General features: G+C 69.8%; 13 protein-coding genes. 8 read left to right on the forward strand and 5 right to left on the reverse strand.

Annotated elements, in window-relative coordinates; genetic code table 11:
• The 4 genes from ACGF8A_RS11595 to ACGF8A_RS11610 form a co-directional block, all read left to right on the forward strand.
• A partial coding sequence (locus tag ACGF8A_RS11595; protein ID WP_393106746.1) for an ATP-binding protein occupies positions 1 to 189 on the forward strand: 189 nt, incomplete at its 5' end.
• Positions 183 to 896, forward strand: coding sequence for a response regulator (locus tag ACGF8A_RS11600; protein ID WP_393106748.1), 714 nt, complete (start codon positions 183 to 185; stop codon positions 894 to 896). The genes ACGF8A_RS11595 and ACGF8A_RS11600, both read left to right, overlap by 7 nt.
• A gap of 228 nt (positions 897 to 1124) precedes the next feature.
• A complete protein-coding gene (locus tag ACGF8A_RS11605) occupies positions 1125 to 1523 on the forward strand; it encodes an OB-fold nucleic acid binding domain-containing protein (protein ID WP_393106750.1) in 399 nt (132 codons plus the stop codon).
• Between the two features lie 3 nt (positions 1524 to 1526).
• Complete coding sequence (locus ACGF8A_RS11610) at positions 1527 to 2264, forward strand: DUF3159 domain-containing protein (RefSeq protein WP_393106752.1); 738 nt, start codon at positions 1527 to 1529, stop codon at positions 2262 to 2264.
• Between the two features lie 589 nt (positions 2265 to 2853).
• Here ACGF8A_RS11610 and ACGF8A_RS11615 read toward each other — a convergent pair.
• Positions 2854 to 3531 carry a potassium channel family protein gene (locus ACGF8A_RS11615; RefSeq protein WP_393106754.1) on the reverse strand — a complete coding sequence of 226 codons (678 nt, stop codon included), beginning with the start codon at positions 3529 to 3531 and terminating at the stop codon, positions 2854 to 2856.
• Positions 3531 to 4202: a potassium channel family protein gene (locus tag ACGF8A_RS11620; RefSeq protein WP_393106756.1), complete on the reverse strand. Its 672-nt coding sequence runs from the start codon at positions 4200 to 4202 to the stop codon at positions 3531 to 3533. The genes ACGF8A_RS11615 and ACGF8A_RS11620 overlap by 1 nt, the downstream gene beginning before the upstream one ends.
• A 496-nt stretch (positions 4203 to 4698) precedes the next feature.
• On the opposite strand from ACGF8A_RS11620, the gene ACGF8A_RS11625 reads away from it, so the two are divergent.
• On the forward strand, positions 4699 to 6747 hold the full coding sequence (locus ACGF8A_RS11625) for an APC family permease (protein ID WP_393106758.1): 2049 nt from the start codon (positions 4699 to 4701) through the stop codon (positions 6745 to 6747).
• A gap of 111 nt (positions 6748 to 6858) precedes the next feature.
• The gene (locus ACGF8A_RS11630) at positions 6859 to 8190 is read left to right on the forward strand and encodes a class I SAM-dependent RNA methyltransferase (RefSeq protein WP_393106760.1); all 1332 of its coding nucleotides are present in this window, start codon (positions 6859 to 6861) and stop codon (positions 8188 to 8190) included.
• A 243-nt stretch (positions 8191 to 8433) separates the two neighbouring features.
• Here ACGF8A_RS11630 and ACGF8A_RS11635 read toward each other — a convergent pair whose 3' ends face one another.
• Both ACGF8A_RS11635 and ACGF8A_RS11640 read right to left on the reverse strand, forming a co-directional pair.
• A complete protein-coding gene (locus ACGF8A_RS11635; protein WP_393106762.1) occupies positions 8434 to 11814 on the reverse strand; it encodes a type ISP restriction/modification enzyme in 3381 nt (1126 codons plus the stop codon).
• Between the two features lie 525 nt (positions 11815 to 12339).
• Entirely contained in the window at positions 12340 to 12630 is a 291-nt protein-coding gene (locus ACGF8A_RS11640) for a hypothetical protein (RefSeq protein ID WP_393106764.1), read from the reverse strand.
• A gap of 77 nt (positions 12631 to 12707) precedes the next feature.
• On the opposite strand from ACGF8A_RS11640, the gene ACGF8A_RS11645 reads away from it, so the two are divergent.
• Positions 12708 to 13982, forward strand: coding sequence for an APC family permease (locus tag ACGF8A_RS11645; protein WP_393106766.1), 1275 nt, complete (start codon positions 12708 to 12710; stop codon positions 13980 to 13982).
• A 293-nt stretch (positions 13983 to 14275) separates the two neighbouring features.
• Here ACGF8A_RS11645 and ACGF8A_RS11650 read toward each other — a convergent pair whose 3' ends face one another.
• Entirely contained in the window at positions 14276 to 14764 is a 489-nt protein-coding gene (locus ACGF8A_RS11650; protein WP_393106768.1) for a MarR family transcriptional regulator, read from the reverse strand.
• Between the two features lie 149 nt (positions 14765 to 14913).
• Between ACGF8A_RS11650 and ACGF8A_RS11655 the strand changes: the two genes are divergently transcribed.
• Entirely contained in the window at positions 14914 to 16074 is a 1161-nt protein-coding gene (locus ACGF8A_RS11655; RefSeq protein WP_393106770.1) for a PP2C family protein-serine/threonine phosphatase, read from the forward strand.
• Positions 16075 to 16169: the final 95 nt, after the last annotated feature.

Raw genomic sequence — 16169 nt, forward strand, 5'->3', positions numbered from 1 at the left:
GGCGACGCCCCGCGCGGTGCCGGCGTCGGGCTCGGTCTCGCGGTCGCACGCGGCTTCGCCGAGGCGATGGGCGGCACCCTGAACGCCGAGGACACCCCCGGCGGCGGGCTCACCATGGTCGTCACCCTTCGCGCGGGGGCGCGTCCCGAGTCCCTCTCCGTACCTTCAGAAAGGCAGGCCTCATGGTGAGTCCCGCGGGGGGTGCACCCCAGACCCCCAGAGTGCTCGTGGTCGACGACGAGCCGCAGATCGTGCGCGCCCTCGTGATCAACCTCAAGGCACGCAAGTACGAGGTCGACGCGGCCCAGGACGGGGCCACCGCCCTTCAGCTCGCCGCCGCCCGCCACCCCGACGTCGTGGTCCTCGACCTGGGGCTGCCCGACATGGACGGCGTCGAGGTGATCAGGGGGCTACGCGGCTGGACCCGGGTGCCGATCATCGTGCTGTCGGCGCGGCACACCTCCGACGAGAAGGTCGAGGCGCTCGACGCGGGCGCCGACGACTACGTGACCAAGCCGTTCGGCATGGACGAACTGCTCGCCCGGCTGCGGGCCGCCGTACGCCGTGCCGAGCCCGCCGGGGCCGGTGAGGACGAGGTGGTCGTGGAGACCGACGAGTTCACGGTCGACCTCGCGGCGAAGAAGGTCAACCGCGACGGCCGGGACATACGGCTGACGCCCACGGAGTGGCATCTGCTGGAGGTGCTGGTGCGCAACACCGGCAAGCTGGTCAGCCAGAAGCAGCTGCTCCAGGAGGTGTGGGGGCCGTCGTACGGGACGGAGACGAACTATCTGCGCGTGTACATGGCGCAACTGCGGCGCAAGCTGGAGGCTGACCCGTCGCACCCCAAGCACTTCGTGACGGAGCCCGGCATGGGCTACCGCTTCGAGAAGTGAGCCGGTGCGAGCCAGGACACGAGCCGGCGACGGCTGGGACGCGAATCGGGGTGCCGGCCGGGATACGAGTCGGGGTGCCGGCCGGGATACGAGTCGGGGTGCCGGCCGGGACGCGAATCGGGGTGCCGGCCGGGTGACGGGTCGCGGTCGTGCCGTCGGTTCGGGCGGTGGGACCGGGGTACGTGACTGGGGGTAGGTTGCTGTCAGTCACCCCGGTAGGCTTCAGACATGAGTGCTGTTCCTCGTTCCGACAAGCCGGTGGGCCGGTTCCGGCGCATGCTCGACCGGCTCTCCTCTTCGCAGGAGGACCTGGAGTCCGAGGAGCTGCGAGAGGATGCCGTGACCGCGGGCTGTACGCGCATCGGCGACTGTCACGACCGGCAGATCGTCACGGTTACTGGTACCTTGCGCACGGTTACGCTGCGTCCGCGTGCGGGAGTTCCGGCCCTGGAGGCCGAGTTGTTCGACGGCTCCGCCCCCCTGGACGTGGTGTGGCTCGGCAGGCGCTCCATCGTCGGAATAGAACCGGGGCGCAAGCTGATCGCATCGGGCCGGATCTCGATGAGCCGGGGCCGCCGGGTGCTGTTCAACCCCAAGTACGAACTGAGACCCCTCGGACGGGAGTAGCCGGTGACGTCGCTCGACAAGCCGACTGAACACACCGAAGACACGGAGCATGAAGTCCGGGCAGTGACGGAGGCCGCGCTGTTCGAGGCCTTCGGCGGCGTGCGGGGCATGATCGAGACGGTGCTGCCGGGCCTCCTCTTCGTGACCATCTACACGCTCAACAAGGATCTGCACCTGTCGGCGATCGCCGCCCTCGGTGTGTCCCTGCTGCTCGTGGTGGTCCGCCTGGCGATGAAGGACACCGTGAAGCACGCCTTCAGCGGTGTCTTCGGTGTGGCCTTCGGTGTCGTCTTCGCGATGATGACCGGCAACGCCAAGGACTTCTACCTGCCAGGCATGCTCTACACGCTGGGCCTGGCCCTGGCGTACATCGTCACGACGCTGGCCGGCGTCCCGCTGATCGGTCTGATGCTCGGCCCGGTCTTCAAGGAAAACCTCTCCTGGCGCACCCGGAATCCGGGTCGCAAGAAGGCGTACGCCAAGGCCAGCTGGGCCTGGGGGCTGATCCTGCTCGCCAAGTGCGCGATCCTCTTCCCGCTGTACTGGTGGGCCGACACCACGCAGCTCGGCTGGGTGCTGGTCGCCCTGAAGATTCCGCCCTTCCTGCTGGCGGTCTGGCTGACGTGGGTCTTCCTGGCCAAGGCTCCGCCGCCCATCGACGTCTTCGCCGAGATGGAGGCGGAGGAGAAGCGCCGGGAGGCGGAGGAGCGGCGGGACGCCGGGGCGAGGTCGGGGGAGTAGGCCTCCGCACTACCGGACTACCGGCTGGCTGGCTGGCTGGCCGGCACGGGCCGGCAGGGGGCTGGCAGGGCGGGGCCCGTGGGGTGGTCGTGCTGGAGTGCGCCGGTCGGTGGCGCCAGGTCGGGGCAGGCGGGGAGTCAGGCGGGCTGGGCGGCGAGTGGGTGTCCCGCGGGTCGACTGAGCGTGCCCACCGGCCACGGGCCGGTGTCGCGGTCGGCGGGGTGCGTTCGGGCTGGTCGGGCGTGGTTCCGGCGGGTCGGGTGAGCTGAGGTCGGGGTTGGCCCGGTGGGGGCTCGATAGGCGTCCGGCGGTCTCGTGGGCTCGGGTGTGGCTGTGCGTGTGGGGCGCCGGTGTGCAGGTGCAGGTGCAGGTGCCGGGGCTGGGTGTTTCGGTGGCTTGGGCGGGGGCCGACGCCGTCCGTTGAGTGTGCCGGTGTGCGTCTTCGGTGGGTCGGTGAGCAGTCGTCGGGGGTGTTCGGCGTTCTGCGGCTGAGCGGCTATCCGGTTCCCCCGCCCGGCCACCGGTCCGCCGAACGGGCGAGGGCGCCCCGTGATGTGCGGGGCGCCCTCGGTGTCGTGGAGACCGGTCCTCAGCCCGCAGGGTGTTCGCGGCGGACCGACAGCAGGTCTTCCAGTTGCTCCTCGCGGGCCTGCGCGGCCACGAAGAGCAGTTCGTCGCCCGCCTCCAGGGAGTCCTCACGGGAGGGGGTGAGGACGCGGGTGCCGCGGATGATGGTGACCAGGGAGGTGTCCTCGGGCCACTCCACGTCGCCGACCTGGGTACCGGCCAGGGCCGACTCCTCCGGCAGGGTCAGCTCGACGAGGTTGGCGTCGCCGTGGCTGAAGCGCAGCAGACGGACCAGGTCGCCGACGCTGACCGCCTCCTCGACCAGGGCGGACATCAGACGAGGCGTGGAGACGGCGACGTCGACGCCCCAGGACTCGTTGAACAGCCACTCGTTCTTCGGGTTGTTGACGCGGGCGACGACGCGCGGGACGCCGTACTCCGTCTTGGCCAGCAGGGAGACGACCAGGTTCACCTTGTCGTCGCCCGTCGCGGCGATCACGACGTTGCAGCGCTGGAGCGCCGCCTCGTCCAGGGACGTGATCTCGCAGGCGTCGGCGAGCAGCCACTCGGCCTGCGGGACACGCTCGACCGAGATGGCGGTCGGCGCCTTGTCGATGAGCAGGACCTCGTGGCCGTTCTCCAGCAGCTCACCGGCGATCGACCGGCCGACCGCGCCGGCTCCGGCAATGGCGACGCGCATCAGTGACCGCCCCCCAACTCGGGTCCCTCGGCGAACGACGCCTCGACCTTCTCGACATCGTCGCTGCGCATCATCACGTGCACCAGGTCGCCCTCCTGCAGCACCGTCTGCGAGGTGGGCAGTATGGCCTCGCCGAGCCGGGTGAGGAACGCCACGCGGACGCCGGTCTCCTCCTGCAGCTTGCTGATCTTGTGGCCGACCCAGGCGCTGGAGGCGTGCACCTCGGCGAGCTGGACCCCGCCGGTCGGGTCGCGCCACAGCGGTTCGGAACCGGACGGCAGCAGCCGACGGAGCATCTGGTCCGCCGTCCAGCGGACGGTGGCGACCGTCGGGATGCCGAGGCGCTGGTAGACCTCGGCGCGGCGGGGGTCGTAGATGCGGGCGGCGACGTTCTCGACACCGAACATCTCGCGGGCCACCCGGGCGGCGATGATGTTGGAGTTGTCGCCGCTGGAGACCGCGGCGAAGGCGCCGGCCTCCTCGATGCCGGCCTCGCGCAGGGTGTCCTGGTCGAAGCCGACGCCGGTGACCCTGCGGCCGCCGAACGAGGAGCCCAGTCGTCGGAAGGCGGTGGGGTCCTGGTCGATCACCGCGACCGTGTGCCCCTGTTGCTCCAGGGTCTGGGCGAGAGCGGATCCCACTCTGCCGCAGCCCATGATGACGATGTGCACGACCGTCCTTCCGAGGTCAGGAGATGTTGCCTTGGTGTGAAACAGGGTCTCAGACCGCCGCCCAAGCTACACACGCGCGGTACGCGGCGGGGACCCCTGTGCACGGTTCGCGGCGATCAGCGGCGGCTGATGCTCCAGACGCTGAGGACGGTGAGGATGCCGAGTCCCACCAGGGAGGCGGTGGCGCCGATGAGCTCTGCGGTCGCGGGCATGGGTCCTCCGGGGCTAGAGGTGAAGACGTAGAGGCAGCGCATGTGGGGAGACCGTACGAAAGGGTCGTACCGACAGGTCGAACGGACACGTCGTACGGACAGGTCTACGGTTAGTCGTACGCATGAATCGTGCGATAGGTCGTACGGAAGGGTTTTGTCATATAGGCATGTGGATGGTCGTGTCGGTCGGAACCGTGCCCTGACCTGCCGGGTATTTCACCCGGGGGGCAGATCTGGGGAGGCCGGTGGGCGACCCCCTGTTCGAAGGCTTACGATCCTCTGTTGTGTCCAAACTGACCGACGTGCCCAAACGGATCCTGATCGGGCGCGCACTGCGCAGTGACCGGCTGGGAGAAACGCTCCTGCCGAAGCGCGTCGCACTCCCTGTCTTCGCTTCCGACCCGCTCTCCTCCGTGGCGTACGCGCCCGGCGAGGTGCTGCTGGTCCTGTCCATCGCGGGTTTGTCGGCCTACCACTTCAGCCCCTGGATCGCCGCCGCGGTGGTCGTGCTGATGTTCACGGTGGTGGCTTCCTACCGGCAGAACGTCCACGCCTACCCGAGCGGCGGCGGTGACTACGAGGTCGCGACCACCAACCTCGGCCCCAAGGCCGGCCTCACCGTCGCCAGCGCCCTGCTCGTCGACTACGTCCTGACCGTCGCCGTCTCCATCTCCTCCGGCATCGAGAACCTCGGCTCGGCGATCCCGTTCGTCGTGGAGCACAAGGTGTTCTGCGCGATGGCGGTCATCCTGCTGCTGACGTTGATGAACCTTCGCGGGGTCAAGGAGTCGGGAAAGCTGTTCGCGATCCCGACGTACGTCTTCGTCGGCGGCGTCTTCATCATGATCGCCTGGGGTTCCTTCCGCGGTCTGGTGCTGGGCGACACCATGCGGGCGCCCACGGCCGACTTCGAGATCAAGCCCGAGCACCAGGGCCTCGCGGGCTTCGCCCTGGTCTTCCTGCTGCTGCGGGCCTTCTCCTCCGGCTGCGCCGCACTCACCGGCGTGGAGGCGATCTCCAACGGCGTCCCGGCCTTCCGCAAGCCCAAGTCGCGGAACGCCGCGACCACGCTGGCGCTGATGGGCCTGCTGGCCGTCACCATGTTCTGCGGCATCATCGGCCTCGCCATGGCGTCCAACGTGCGGATGGCCGAGAACCCGGCCCACGACCTGCTCGACAACGGCGTCCCCGTCGGCGCCGACTACGTCCAGAACCCGGTGATCTCGCAGGTCGCCGAGGCCGTGTTCGGCAGGGGCAGCTTCCTGTTCGTCCTGCTTGCCGCGGCCACCGCGCTGGTGCTGTTCCTCGCCGCGAACACGGCGTACAACGGCTTCCCCGTGCTCGGCTCCATCCTCGCCCAGGACCGTTACCTTCCGCGCCAGCTGCACACGCGCGGTGACCGCCTCGCCTTCTCCAACGGCATCGTGCTGCTGGCCGGCGCCGCCGCGCTGCTCGTCTGGGTCTACGGCGCCGACTCCACGCGTCTGATCCAGCTGTACATCGTCGGTGTGTTCGTCTCCTTCACCCTCAGCCAGACCGGCATGGTCCGGCACTGGAACCGGCACCTGGCAACCGAGACCGATCCCGCCAAGCGCCGCCACATGATCCGCTCGCGCGCGATCAACACCTTCGGCGCCTTCTTCACCGCCCTGGTGCTGGTCGTCGTCCTGGTCACCAAGTTCACCCACGGCGCCTGGGTGGCGCTCCTCGGCATGGTGATCTTCTACGCGACGATGACCGCGATCCGCCGCCACTACGACCACGTGGCCAAGGAACTCGCCGCCCCCGACGGGCCGAGCGACGACAGCGTCCGGCCGTCGCGGATCCACTCGGTGGTCCTCATCTCCAAGATCCACCGCCCGGCGCTGCGGGCCCTCGCCTACGCCAAGCTGCTGCGCGCGGACACCCTCGAGGCGCTCAGCGTCAACGTCGACCCGGCCGACACCAAGGCGCTGCGCGAGGAGTGGGAGCGGCGTGGGATCACCGTGCCGCTGAAGGTGCTGGACTCTCCGTACCGCGAGGTCACGCGGCCGGTCATCGAGTACGTGAAGAGTCTGCGGCGGGAGTCGCCGCGGGACGTTGTTTCCGTGATCATCCCGGAGTACGTGGTCGGGCACTGGTACGAGCATCTGCTGCACAACCAGAGCGCGTTGCGGCTGAAGGGGCGGCTGCTCTTCACGCCGGGAGTGATGGTGACGTCTGTGCCGTACCAGCTGGCGTCGTCCGAGGTGGCCAAGAACCGGGCACGCAAGCGGCAGGACTGGAACGCGCCGGGGTCGGTGCGGCGCGGACCGGCGCAGGTGCGGCCCAAGGAGCCGAGTGGCAAGGAGTGAGCGGGGCCGGTGCCCCGCCGTCGGCGCCCGGCATCGGGGTGCCCGGGAGCACGTAGACTGGTGGGCTGTTGTCCGGTCGTACCCCCCTCTCGCATCTGGAGCGCCCCCGCCATGCAGGCAGAACCGAAGAAACCGCAGGCGGGGTCGCTCGTGGGGGAGGAGTACGAGGTCGAGGTCGGCCCCGTCGCCCATGGCGGGCACTGCATCGCGCGCACCGACGCGGGCCAGGTGCTCTTCGTCCGGCACACGCTGCCCGGTGAGCGGGTCGTCGCCCGGGTGACCGAGGGCGAGGAGGGCGCGCGTTTCCTGCGGGCCGACGCGGTCGAGGTGCTCACGGCGTCCAAGGACCGCGTCGAGGCGCCCTGCCCCTACGCCGGCCCCGGCCGGTGCGGCGGCTGCGACTGGCAGCACGCCAAGCCGGGGGCGCAGCGGCGGCTGAAGGGCGAGGTCGTCGCGGAGCAGTTGCAGCGGCTCGCCGGGCTCACGCCCGAGGAAGCGGGCTGGGACGGCACGGTGATGCCGGCCGAGGGCGACAAACTGCCGGCGGGGCAGGTGCCGCAGTGGCGGACGCGGGTGCAGTACGCCGTGGACGCCTCGGGGCGTGCGGGGCTGCGCCGGCACCGCTCGCACGAGGTGGAGCCGATCGACCACTGCATGATCGCCGCCGAGGGCGTCAGTGAGCTGGGCATCGAGAAGCGCGAGTGGCCCGGGATCGCGTCGGTCGAGGCGATCGCGGCGACCGGTTCGCAGGACCGGCAGGTGATCCTGACGCCTCGCCCCGGGGCGCGGCTGCCGATCGTCGAGCTGGACAGGCCGGTGTCGGTGATGCGGGTCGGGGAGAAGGACGGGGGAGTGCATCGCGTCCATGGCCGGCCCTTCGTCAGGGAGCGGGCGGACGACCGTACCTACCGGGTCGGTTCCGGCGGCTTCTGGCAGGTCCACCCGAAGGCGGCCGAGACGCTGGTGACGGCGGTCATGCAGGGCCTGCTGCCACGCAAGGGCGACATGGCGCTCGACCTGTACTGCGGCGTCGGCCTGTTCGCGGGCGCACTGGCCGACCGGGTCGGCGAGAAGGGCGCCGTCCTCGGCATCGAGTCCGGCAAGCGGGCGGTGGAGGACGCGCGGCACAACCTCGCCGGCTTCGACCGTGTGCGGATCGAGCAGGGCAAGGTCGAGTCGATCCTGCCGCGCACCGGCATCACGGAGGTCGACCTCATCGTCCTGGACCCGCCCCGGGCCGGGGCGGGCCGCAAGACGGTGGAGCACCTGGCGTCGCTCGGCGCCCGGCGGATCGCGTACGTGGCGTGCGATCCGGCGGCGCTGGCGCGGGACTTGGGGTACTTCCGGGATGGGGGGTATGGGGTGCGGATGTTGCGGGCGTTCGATTTGTTTCCGATGACGCATCACGTGGAGTGCGTGGCGATTCTGGAGCCGGCGAAGTAGGGCGGTTGACCTGCGGCTTTGCGGTGGTCGTCGGCTACTCGACCTGTTTCCGGCTATTCATCGGGTCGAGTGGGCGTTCTTCCACTGAGGGTGGTCTGACCTGCGATGTCATGCCGAGCTGGCATCCAGGCCGACTGTGGGGTGCCATGCCGCTCGAAATTCTTGACGCTCGAACGACGCTCGTCCTGAGCAGCCGTCACAGCTCGAGGAAGCCCCGAGTTCGTCCTGGTGCGAGTGCGGGGGTCAGTCCGGGAAGTCGAGACTCTCCTGGCCAGGTCCAGGGGTGCGCCAGGATTGACGCGGCGATTTCGGTTCCTTGGTTGCGTAGGCAGGTACGGGCAGGACGCCCTCGCCCCGTAGGTCGTCGGTGGTGATGAGTGGGCCGCTGCTCACGGCGTCCAGCAGCCGGGCCTGTCGGGGTTCGAGGGCTACGAGGAGCCCGAGCGCGTTGATGAGGTCGAGCAAGTCAACGGTCCATCGGGCAGGCCAGGTTGAGGGCAGGATGTCGTTCAATGGAGTCTGCCGTTCCACGTCTGGCTTGCGCTTGCGGAAGCTGAACCATTTGCGGATCACCTGTACCCCGCCGATCCGATACTCCCAGAGTTCCGGTGCCACGGGACGAATGCGGCCCGTGCCCACCGTGAGGGTTCGCGTGTCCGCGTCGTAGGAGATATGGTCCGGCAACTCGTGGTTCTCTCCGATCGCTGCGACGCATTCCGGCTGCTCCGCCTGGGGAAGCCTCGGGGTTGCTCCGGCCGTGCTGTCTCGCTGCTCGGAGGCGAAGCGCTGGCCATACGTGTGAATCCACACCGTGCGCCTGCCCACTTCCACGACCTCCGCCCACAGTGCCGGATCACGCGTCAGAGGGATGCGGGCGCCCCGGTGAGCCGGGTTCGCTGCGAAGTGACGAGGGTAGCCGCTGTGACCGGCGATCCCCGCGATATATGCGAAGAGGTCCTCGGCGGTCACCGCCCCTCCATGCGTCTTGGTGAGCAGTTGCAGCAGACCGGGAGTCACGTTCGGATCTGACCGGTGGGGGTGGCGGTAGAGGGGAGCTACGCGGCCACCCTCCGTGCCTTTGAAGTGGTGGACGTCGGGCAGGAGGGCAGTGAAGCTCACCGCAGGGCCCGGACGGACCGACTCGGTGTGCAGTTCGGAGAGGTAGATCTGACGTCGGTCGTCGTGAGCGAACCGCAGAGCCGGTCGCGGAAAGTCGATCACCCGCCGGTCCGCTATGGCGTACTGCCGGTCGAAGGTCATCCGGCCGTAGGGAACGATGACCGGCACCGTCTCCTTCTCCTCCGCTCGGGTGCCCGTCTGTCGCTGGCCGGGCAGCGGAGGTTCCGACTTGTCCGGACGGCGGTCTCGGGTGGATTTCATCAGAGCCGCCTTGGCGTCTTCCGGGCTCTGGACAAGTCTGCGCCAGCGCCTCCGCAGGACCTCTCGACTAGGAGAGACGGGCCAATTGCGGTTGTTCGTATTGCCAGTGCTCGTCCAGGGCAGCAGCGCGTTCACTGGTGGCATGGCCGCCCACTGGGAGTCGGACGTGCCGTGGAACGGTGCCGTACACTCTGTGGGGCAGAGCTGCCAGGAGGAGCCGTCGCGGTGGCCGTTGAGGCCGAGACCGTCTAGCCAGCCGAACTTCTCCCCGCGGGTACAGGCGGGGACGTCGAGTCGCCATACTCGCGCCGGTTTGATCGGGTTCGCGGATCCGTGGCGGACGAATACAGCGATGCAGATCTCTGTCTTCACATCCTGGAAAACACGAGTGCGGGCGTCGGAGTAGGGGCCCTCGGGAGAGAGGCCGACGATCCAACCCTCGTCGGCGGCCTCACGCAGGTAGTGGCGCATGCCGGCTGCGCCCTCGCTGTCCAGGTAACCGGAGTTGGTGATGAGGGCGACGACCCCGCTGGGGGCCTTCGGTGCTCCCGTGGCTGTCACCTGGTCGAAGACCTTCCAGGTGGACCACGCCCAGAAGTAGACGTAGAGGTTGTCGAGGGCGTACCCGACGCGTCCGTTGTCCTCGGGGTGGAAGCGGGCGAGGATCGGGCCCTGGCCGTTCGGGTTGCCCTCGGTGACCCAGCGTCCGACGCCCGACTGCCTCGCACCCCGGAGGTAGGGCGGATTGCCGATGACCACCATGACCTTTTCATCCGCCTTGATCCTGTTCGCCATGCGGCGATGGCGGGCGATTGCCTCGTACATGAAGCCCAAGTGGTGTTCGACGGCGGGATCGTCGAGTGTGTCAGCCACCAGGAGCCTCGGTGGGCGGCGCGTGACATCCGCGTCGTGGGACTGGAAGGCGTGGTGCACGCGGAGTTCGGCGACCGCGTACGGCCCGGTCTGCTTCTCCAGCCCGACCAGCCGACCCGAGAGTTCCCGGAGAAGCCCGGACTTGAGCGTCTTGCCGTACTTCAGCGACAGGGACTTGGCGACGTGGTCGATGATGTTGATGAGGAAGGTCCCGGTGCCCATGGCCGGGTCGACCACGGTGACGTCCTCGCTTCCGTACCCATCCGCCTGGCCGAGCCGGTCACGCAGTATCTCGTCGGTGAACCCGACCATGAAGCGGACGACCTCGCCGGGTGTGTAGTACGTCCCCGTCCGCCGTCGCAGTTCCGGGTCGTAGGCGCTGAGAAAGCCCTCGTACAGGTGGAGGTAGGCGTCTCCGGACTCGTCCTTGAACATCTCGGGGTCGACGGCCGATATGACGTCGATCAGAGGGTCGGTGATCCCTCGCAGATCGTTGAGGGCGTCGTCTGTCAGCACCGCCAGCGCCCTGCCCATCAGGGAGTGTCGTTTACCCAATCGAATCGCGACGTCGGGGAGGGAGAGCCGGTCGAGATCGATGCGCTCAAGACGCGCCAGCAGCATGGCGAAGGTCAGTGTCTGGCTGTACTGGTCTGCGAACTCCTCCGGACGGGCATCGGGAAAGAGCAGGTCCTTCCAGTTGCCGGCCAGGATCGAGAACGCCGCGTTGGCCTCCCCGTGCTCCTCGCGGGTGAGACGTTGGGTGACCTCGTCGCGCAGCAGGCCGCAGATTCCCGCGATACGTCTGACCAGTTCGTCAATGCTGCCGTGGACGATGGGTGCCGGCAGGAAGAAGTGCGTGAGGGCACGCTCGAACCCGGTGTCCGGGGCGATGAGTTGTCGGTTACCGGTTTCCAGGTCTCCGACCAGCATTCCGGTCGGGCCGACCTGCACACCGAAACGGTAGACAGCCCACTGGTATCCGTCGGTGTACAGCACATTGTGGAGTGCCTTGATCTTCTCCCACTGCTTCCGGTCGTGGGACCTCACGGACCATCTCTCCGGATCGGCGCCCGAGCCCGGCTGCTTCAGCTCGACGTGCCCTATGGTCCTGCCGCCGCAGGCGATGGCGAAGTCGGGCCGGATCCCGAGTTCCTGGACACGACTCTGACCGTGAGCAATGAGCTTGAGGCGTTGCCGCGAGGCGATGCCGCGCAGCAGTTGCTCCACCGGCGCCGTGAGGGCGTCCTCCTTACTGCTTACCGCCCCTGCGGGACCTTGCAGCTTGGCCCTGACCTCCTCGCCGAACCGGGCGACGAGGTCCGCTACCGATCTGGTGGTGCTCTTCCCCGCCTGGATGTCCCCTCTTGCCATCGGCCCCCCAAGGTTGCACCTCTGCCGACGATCAGACTCATACAGAATGCCCATGACATACCAACCAGCAAACACAGCTAGTTGTAGGCTGATTGGCGGAATATGCCGAAAAGCCTGTGTATGGAGGGGCGTTGGAGCGCGAGCCGGGAGTGTGTCCCGTGCGGTGCCTCGCGGGCTGCTCCCTTGAGTACGGCCGCGTGACTCTCCTCGCGGATCCTCTCGTACCGCCCCGTGGCGAGCTGGCTAAGCACCCGCACTTCAAGTTCCCGGTCACCGAGCACCGCCCCCAGCAGGTTAGGGCGCTTGAGCGGAGGGTCCTGCACCGGCGCGATCCATCCGTCGGGGATCTCACGGCCCATGACGATCCACCAGCCGTTGTCCGCGGGCGGAGGCGGTACCCGCGGCGGCCTGCCTCTCCCGCGTCGCGGATTCGGCCCGGCGAGGTGCAGTCCGCGGGACCTTCAGTGGTCATCGCCACAGGGATTTGGCGCAAGTGCGACCGTCGGCAACGGCAATTCGCCTTCCTCAGTGTCCGGCCTCGCTTCGGTAACTCGGCGCGGACCGGAAGGACCCGGAATCGTCGCCGGCGTCAACCTCGACATCCCGACGTGCCGGGGCCCCCACCGCGAGCCCGCCCTGGGTCCGTACCCGCTCCGCGAGGGCGTCGACGAGCGCGAGCTGCCCGCCCGCGTGCTCGTCCGGGACAAGGACCACCCCTGCCGCGGCGCCAGGCGGGCCGGCGAGCTTGTTCATCCGGGTGATCTCGACCACCCGCGTCTCCCGCTCCGGGAGCGCCGCGTCCGGTCGGCCGGACACGTTCACGAACCCGCAACCCCCCTCACGTATCGTCCCCCGGTGTCGGGCGGTCCACCGACCGCCACCGGAGGAGTGACATGAGCAAGCCGTCGAGCACCGCCCCGATGCCGGACGAACTGAACCGCCGGCTGGGGGTGCCGGACGCCGTGGTCATCGGGCTGGGATCGATGATCGGCGCCGGAATCTTCGCCGCGCTCGCCCCCGCCGCCGGGGCCGCGGGCTCCGGGCTGCTGCTCGGTCTCGCCCTGGCCGCGGTGGTCGCCTACTGCAACGCCACCTCCTCGGCGCGGCTCGCCGCCCGCTACCCCGCCTCGGGCGGCACCTATGTCTACGGCCGCGAGCGGCTCGGCGACTTCTGGGGGTATCTGGCCGGCTGGGCCTTCGTGGTGGGCAAGACGGCCTCCTGCGCGGCGATGGCTCTCACGGCCGGCGCGTACGTCTGGCCCGGGCACGCGCACGCTGTGGCGGTCGCGGCGGTCGTGGCGCTCACCGCCGTGAACTACGCCGGCGTGCAGAAGTCCGTCTGGCTGACCCGCGTGATCGTCGCCGTGGTGCTGGGGGTGCTGGCCGCGGTCGTGGTGGCCGCCCTCACCTCGGAGCAGGCGGACGCGGCCCGGCTGCGGCTCGGGGACGACGCGACCGTCGGCGGTGTGCTCCAGGCGGCGGGCCTGCTGTTCTTCGCCTTCGCCGGGTACGCCAGGATCGCCACCCTGGGCGAGGAGGTCCGGGACCCGCGGCGCACCATCCCGCGGGCCGTCCCCCTCGCCCTCGGCATCACCCTGGCCGCCTACGCCGCGGTCGCCGTCGCCGTCCTGACCGTACTCGGTTCGGCCGGCCTCGCGGAGGCGGCCGCCCCGCTGTCGGACGCCGCCCGCGCCGCCGGGGCCGGCTGGCTGGTGCCGGTCGTGCGGACCGGTGCCGCGGTGGCCGCGCTCGGCTCGCTGCTGGCGCTCATCCTCGGCGTCTCGCGCACCACTCTCGCGATGGCCCGCGACCGGCATCTGCCGCATGCCCTGGCCGCGGTCCACCCCAGGTACAAGGTGCCGCACCGTGCCGAACTCGTCGTCGGGGCCGTGGTGGCCGTGGTGGCGGCGACGGCGGACGTTCGCGGTGCGATCGGGTTCTCGTCGTTCGGTGTGCTCGCGTACTACGCCGTCGCCAACGCCTCCGCCTGGACCCTGGCCCCGGACGAGGGCCGCCCCCACCCCGCGATCCCGGTGGCCGGGCTCGCCGGTTGTCTCGTGCTGGCGTTCGCCCTGCCGCTCTCCTCGGTGATCTCCGGAGCGGCGGTTCTCGCCGTGGGCGCGGTGGCGTACGCGGTGCGCGGGGCGGTCGGACCGCGCACCACCTGAGCGTTCTCCGGGCCGCGCCGCAGGGCCCGGGACCCTCGCCCCTGCCTCGTCACATCGGGTGTTCATCCGAGACCTTGACCACAATTGCGCAGGTCGTCGCCACTCGGGGTACCCGATACGAAGCGGCAGCTCAACCAACAGTTGCCGTTTGACAACTATGCCGCGAGGCAACAAAGTAACCGTGTCGTGACGGGGCACGGGGAAGGGTCAGCAATGTGTTCCGGTGAACGGAGGCCGTCCGGTGCACGTCGCCGGAGCGGCGGTGCGGGGAGGCCGCCGGTGGGGAGGCAGGCTCAGGCGGTCCGGCCGCCGGAGACGTCGGCGTCGTCGTGTATCCGCGCCGAGGCCGCGTCGCAGAAGGCCTCCAGCCCCTGCACCAGCGCGATCCGGCCGGCGGTGGGCATCTGGTCCAGTACCGCCTGCAGCGCCCGCTCCCTGCGCACGCGCAGATCGGACAGGAAGGCATGTCCACGGCCGCTGAGATACAGCCGTACCTCACGCCGGTCGGCCGGGCTCACCACGCGCTCGACGAATCCGGCCGCCTGGAGCCGGTCGCACAGGCGGCTGGTGGACGGCGGCGTCGAGGCCAGGGAGTCGGCGAGCGTGCGCAGGTTGATGCCCTCGTGGTGTTCGAGGACGAGCATCACGCGCAGCTGGGAGGCGGACGCGGGCGCGGTGGACGCCCGGCCCCACAGGACCTCCAGCAACTCCGCGGCCGTGGCGGTCACACGCGCGGCGACCTCGTCCGGCTCGGGGCGTGGGCGGAAGGCAGTCACTGTCACACTCTCGCAGGCACTGGGATGACCGTCAGCGTACTAGGCACGCGAGCCGGCCGACGATGCCCCGGGTGGCCGGTGCGGGCGGTTCGGGCGGCTCCACCGCCCGCGTGTGGTCCGCGGGCGCCCGGCGAAGGATTGGTGTGTGGGACATCGTGAACAGATTCGTGGCCGCTGAGCGCGCGTTGCGCACGGCGGCGCCCCATGAGTTGCTCGACGCCGTCCGCCGCGTTCTGGTCGAGCGGTACGCGGCGGAGTCCGTCGAGCTCTACATGGCCGACTACGGCCTGACCGTGCTGCAGCCGGTGTCCGTGCTGCCGCACACCCTGGAGCCGGTCCCGGTCCACAACAGCCCGGCGGGCCGGGCCTTCGGCGCCCAGGAGCCCTTCGTCGAGGACGTACGGGACGGCGTGGTCCGCGCGCACCTGCCGGTCACCGTGCGTGGCGACCGGCTCGGCGTGCTGTCGGTGACGCTGCCCGGCGGGGACCATGTGAAGGAGACCCTGGGCGAGCTGGCGGAGATCGCCGAGGTGCTCGGGCACGAGGTGGTCGTGGCCGAGCGGGACACCGACGTCTATCTTCAGGCCCGCCGCAGGGACCGGCTCACGCTCGCCGCCGAGATGCAGTGGCATCTGCTGCCCGGCCGCTCCTGCGCCCGGCCCGAGTACGAGCTGGGCGCCCAACTGGAGCCCGCCTACGCCATCTTCGGGGACAACTTCGACTGGTCCGGCACGGCCGACCGGCTGACGCTGTACGTCACCAACGGCATGGGCGAGGGTATAGAGGCCTCCCTGCTGACGAACCTGGCGATCAACGCGCTGCGCAACGCGCGGCGGGCCGGCATCCCCATCGCCGACCAGGCCGCCCTGGCCGACCAGGCGGTCTACGCCCACTACCGGGGCCGCAGCTATCTGTCGGTGCTGATGCTCGACTTCGAACTGGCCACCGGCCGCGTCCGGGTGGTGGACGCCGGCTCGCCGCGGCTGCTGCGGCTGCGCGGCGGGGCGGTCGAACGGGTCACCTTCGAGGCCCAGCTTCCGCTGGGCATGTTCGAGGAGACCGACTACGTGGCGCAGGAGTTCCGGGCGGAGCGCGGCGACCGGCTGGTGTTCGTCAGCGACGGCGTCTACGACGTGGCGTCCCCGGGCGGGGAGGTCTACGGGGACGCCGCGCTGGCACGTGCCATCCTGGCCACCCGCCTGCTGCCCGCGGCCGAGGTGCCGCGCGCCGTCCTCCGTGAGCTGACCGGCCACCGCGGCCGGCCGGCTCCGGACGACGACGCCCTCGTGGTGTGTCTGGACTGGCGGGGGCGATGATCCGGACGTGGGAAGCCCCCGCCCGGGGAAGGTGATCGCTTGTTGTTCGAGCCGCACGCCCGGGGCTAATGTTTGTCATACGGCAATAAATGGTT

It is taken from the genome of Streptomyces sp. NPDC047706 (assembly GCF_043204795.1).
In the GTDB taxonomy this organism is placed as follows: domain Bacteria; phylum Actinomycetota; class Actinomycetes; order Streptomycetales; family Streptomycetaceae; genus Streptomyces.

What these genes read in the sequence shown, in the direction of transcription:
- ACGF8A_RS11615 (WP_393106754.1), bottom strand. Translation starts at nt 3,531, where the DNA reads ATGCGCGTCGCCATTGCCGGAGCCGGCGCGGTCGGCCGGTCGATCGCC.
- ACGF8A_RS11600 (WP_393106748.1), top strand. Translation starts at nt 183, where the DNA reads ATGGTGAGTCCCGCGGGGGGTGCACCCCAGACCCCCAGAGTGCTCGTG.
- ACGF8A_RS11630 (WP_393106760.1), top strand. Translation starts at nt 6,859, where the DNA reads ATGCAGGCAGAACCGAAGAAACCGCAGGCGGGGTCGCTCGTGGGGGAG.
- ACGF8A_RS11645 (WP_393106766.1), top strand. Translation starts at nt 12,708, where the DNA reads ATGAGCAAGCCGTCGAGCACCGCCCCGATGCCGGACGAACTGAACCGC.
- ACGF8A_RS11635 (WP_393106762.1), bottom strand. Translation starts at nt 11,814, where the DNA reads ATGGCAAGAGGGGACATCCAGGCGGGGAAGAGCACCACCAGATCGGTA.
- ACGF8A_RS11605 (WP_393106750.1), top strand. Translation starts at nt 1,125, where the DNA reads ATGAGTGCTGTTCCTCGTTCCGACAAGCCGGTGGGCCGGTTCCGGCGC.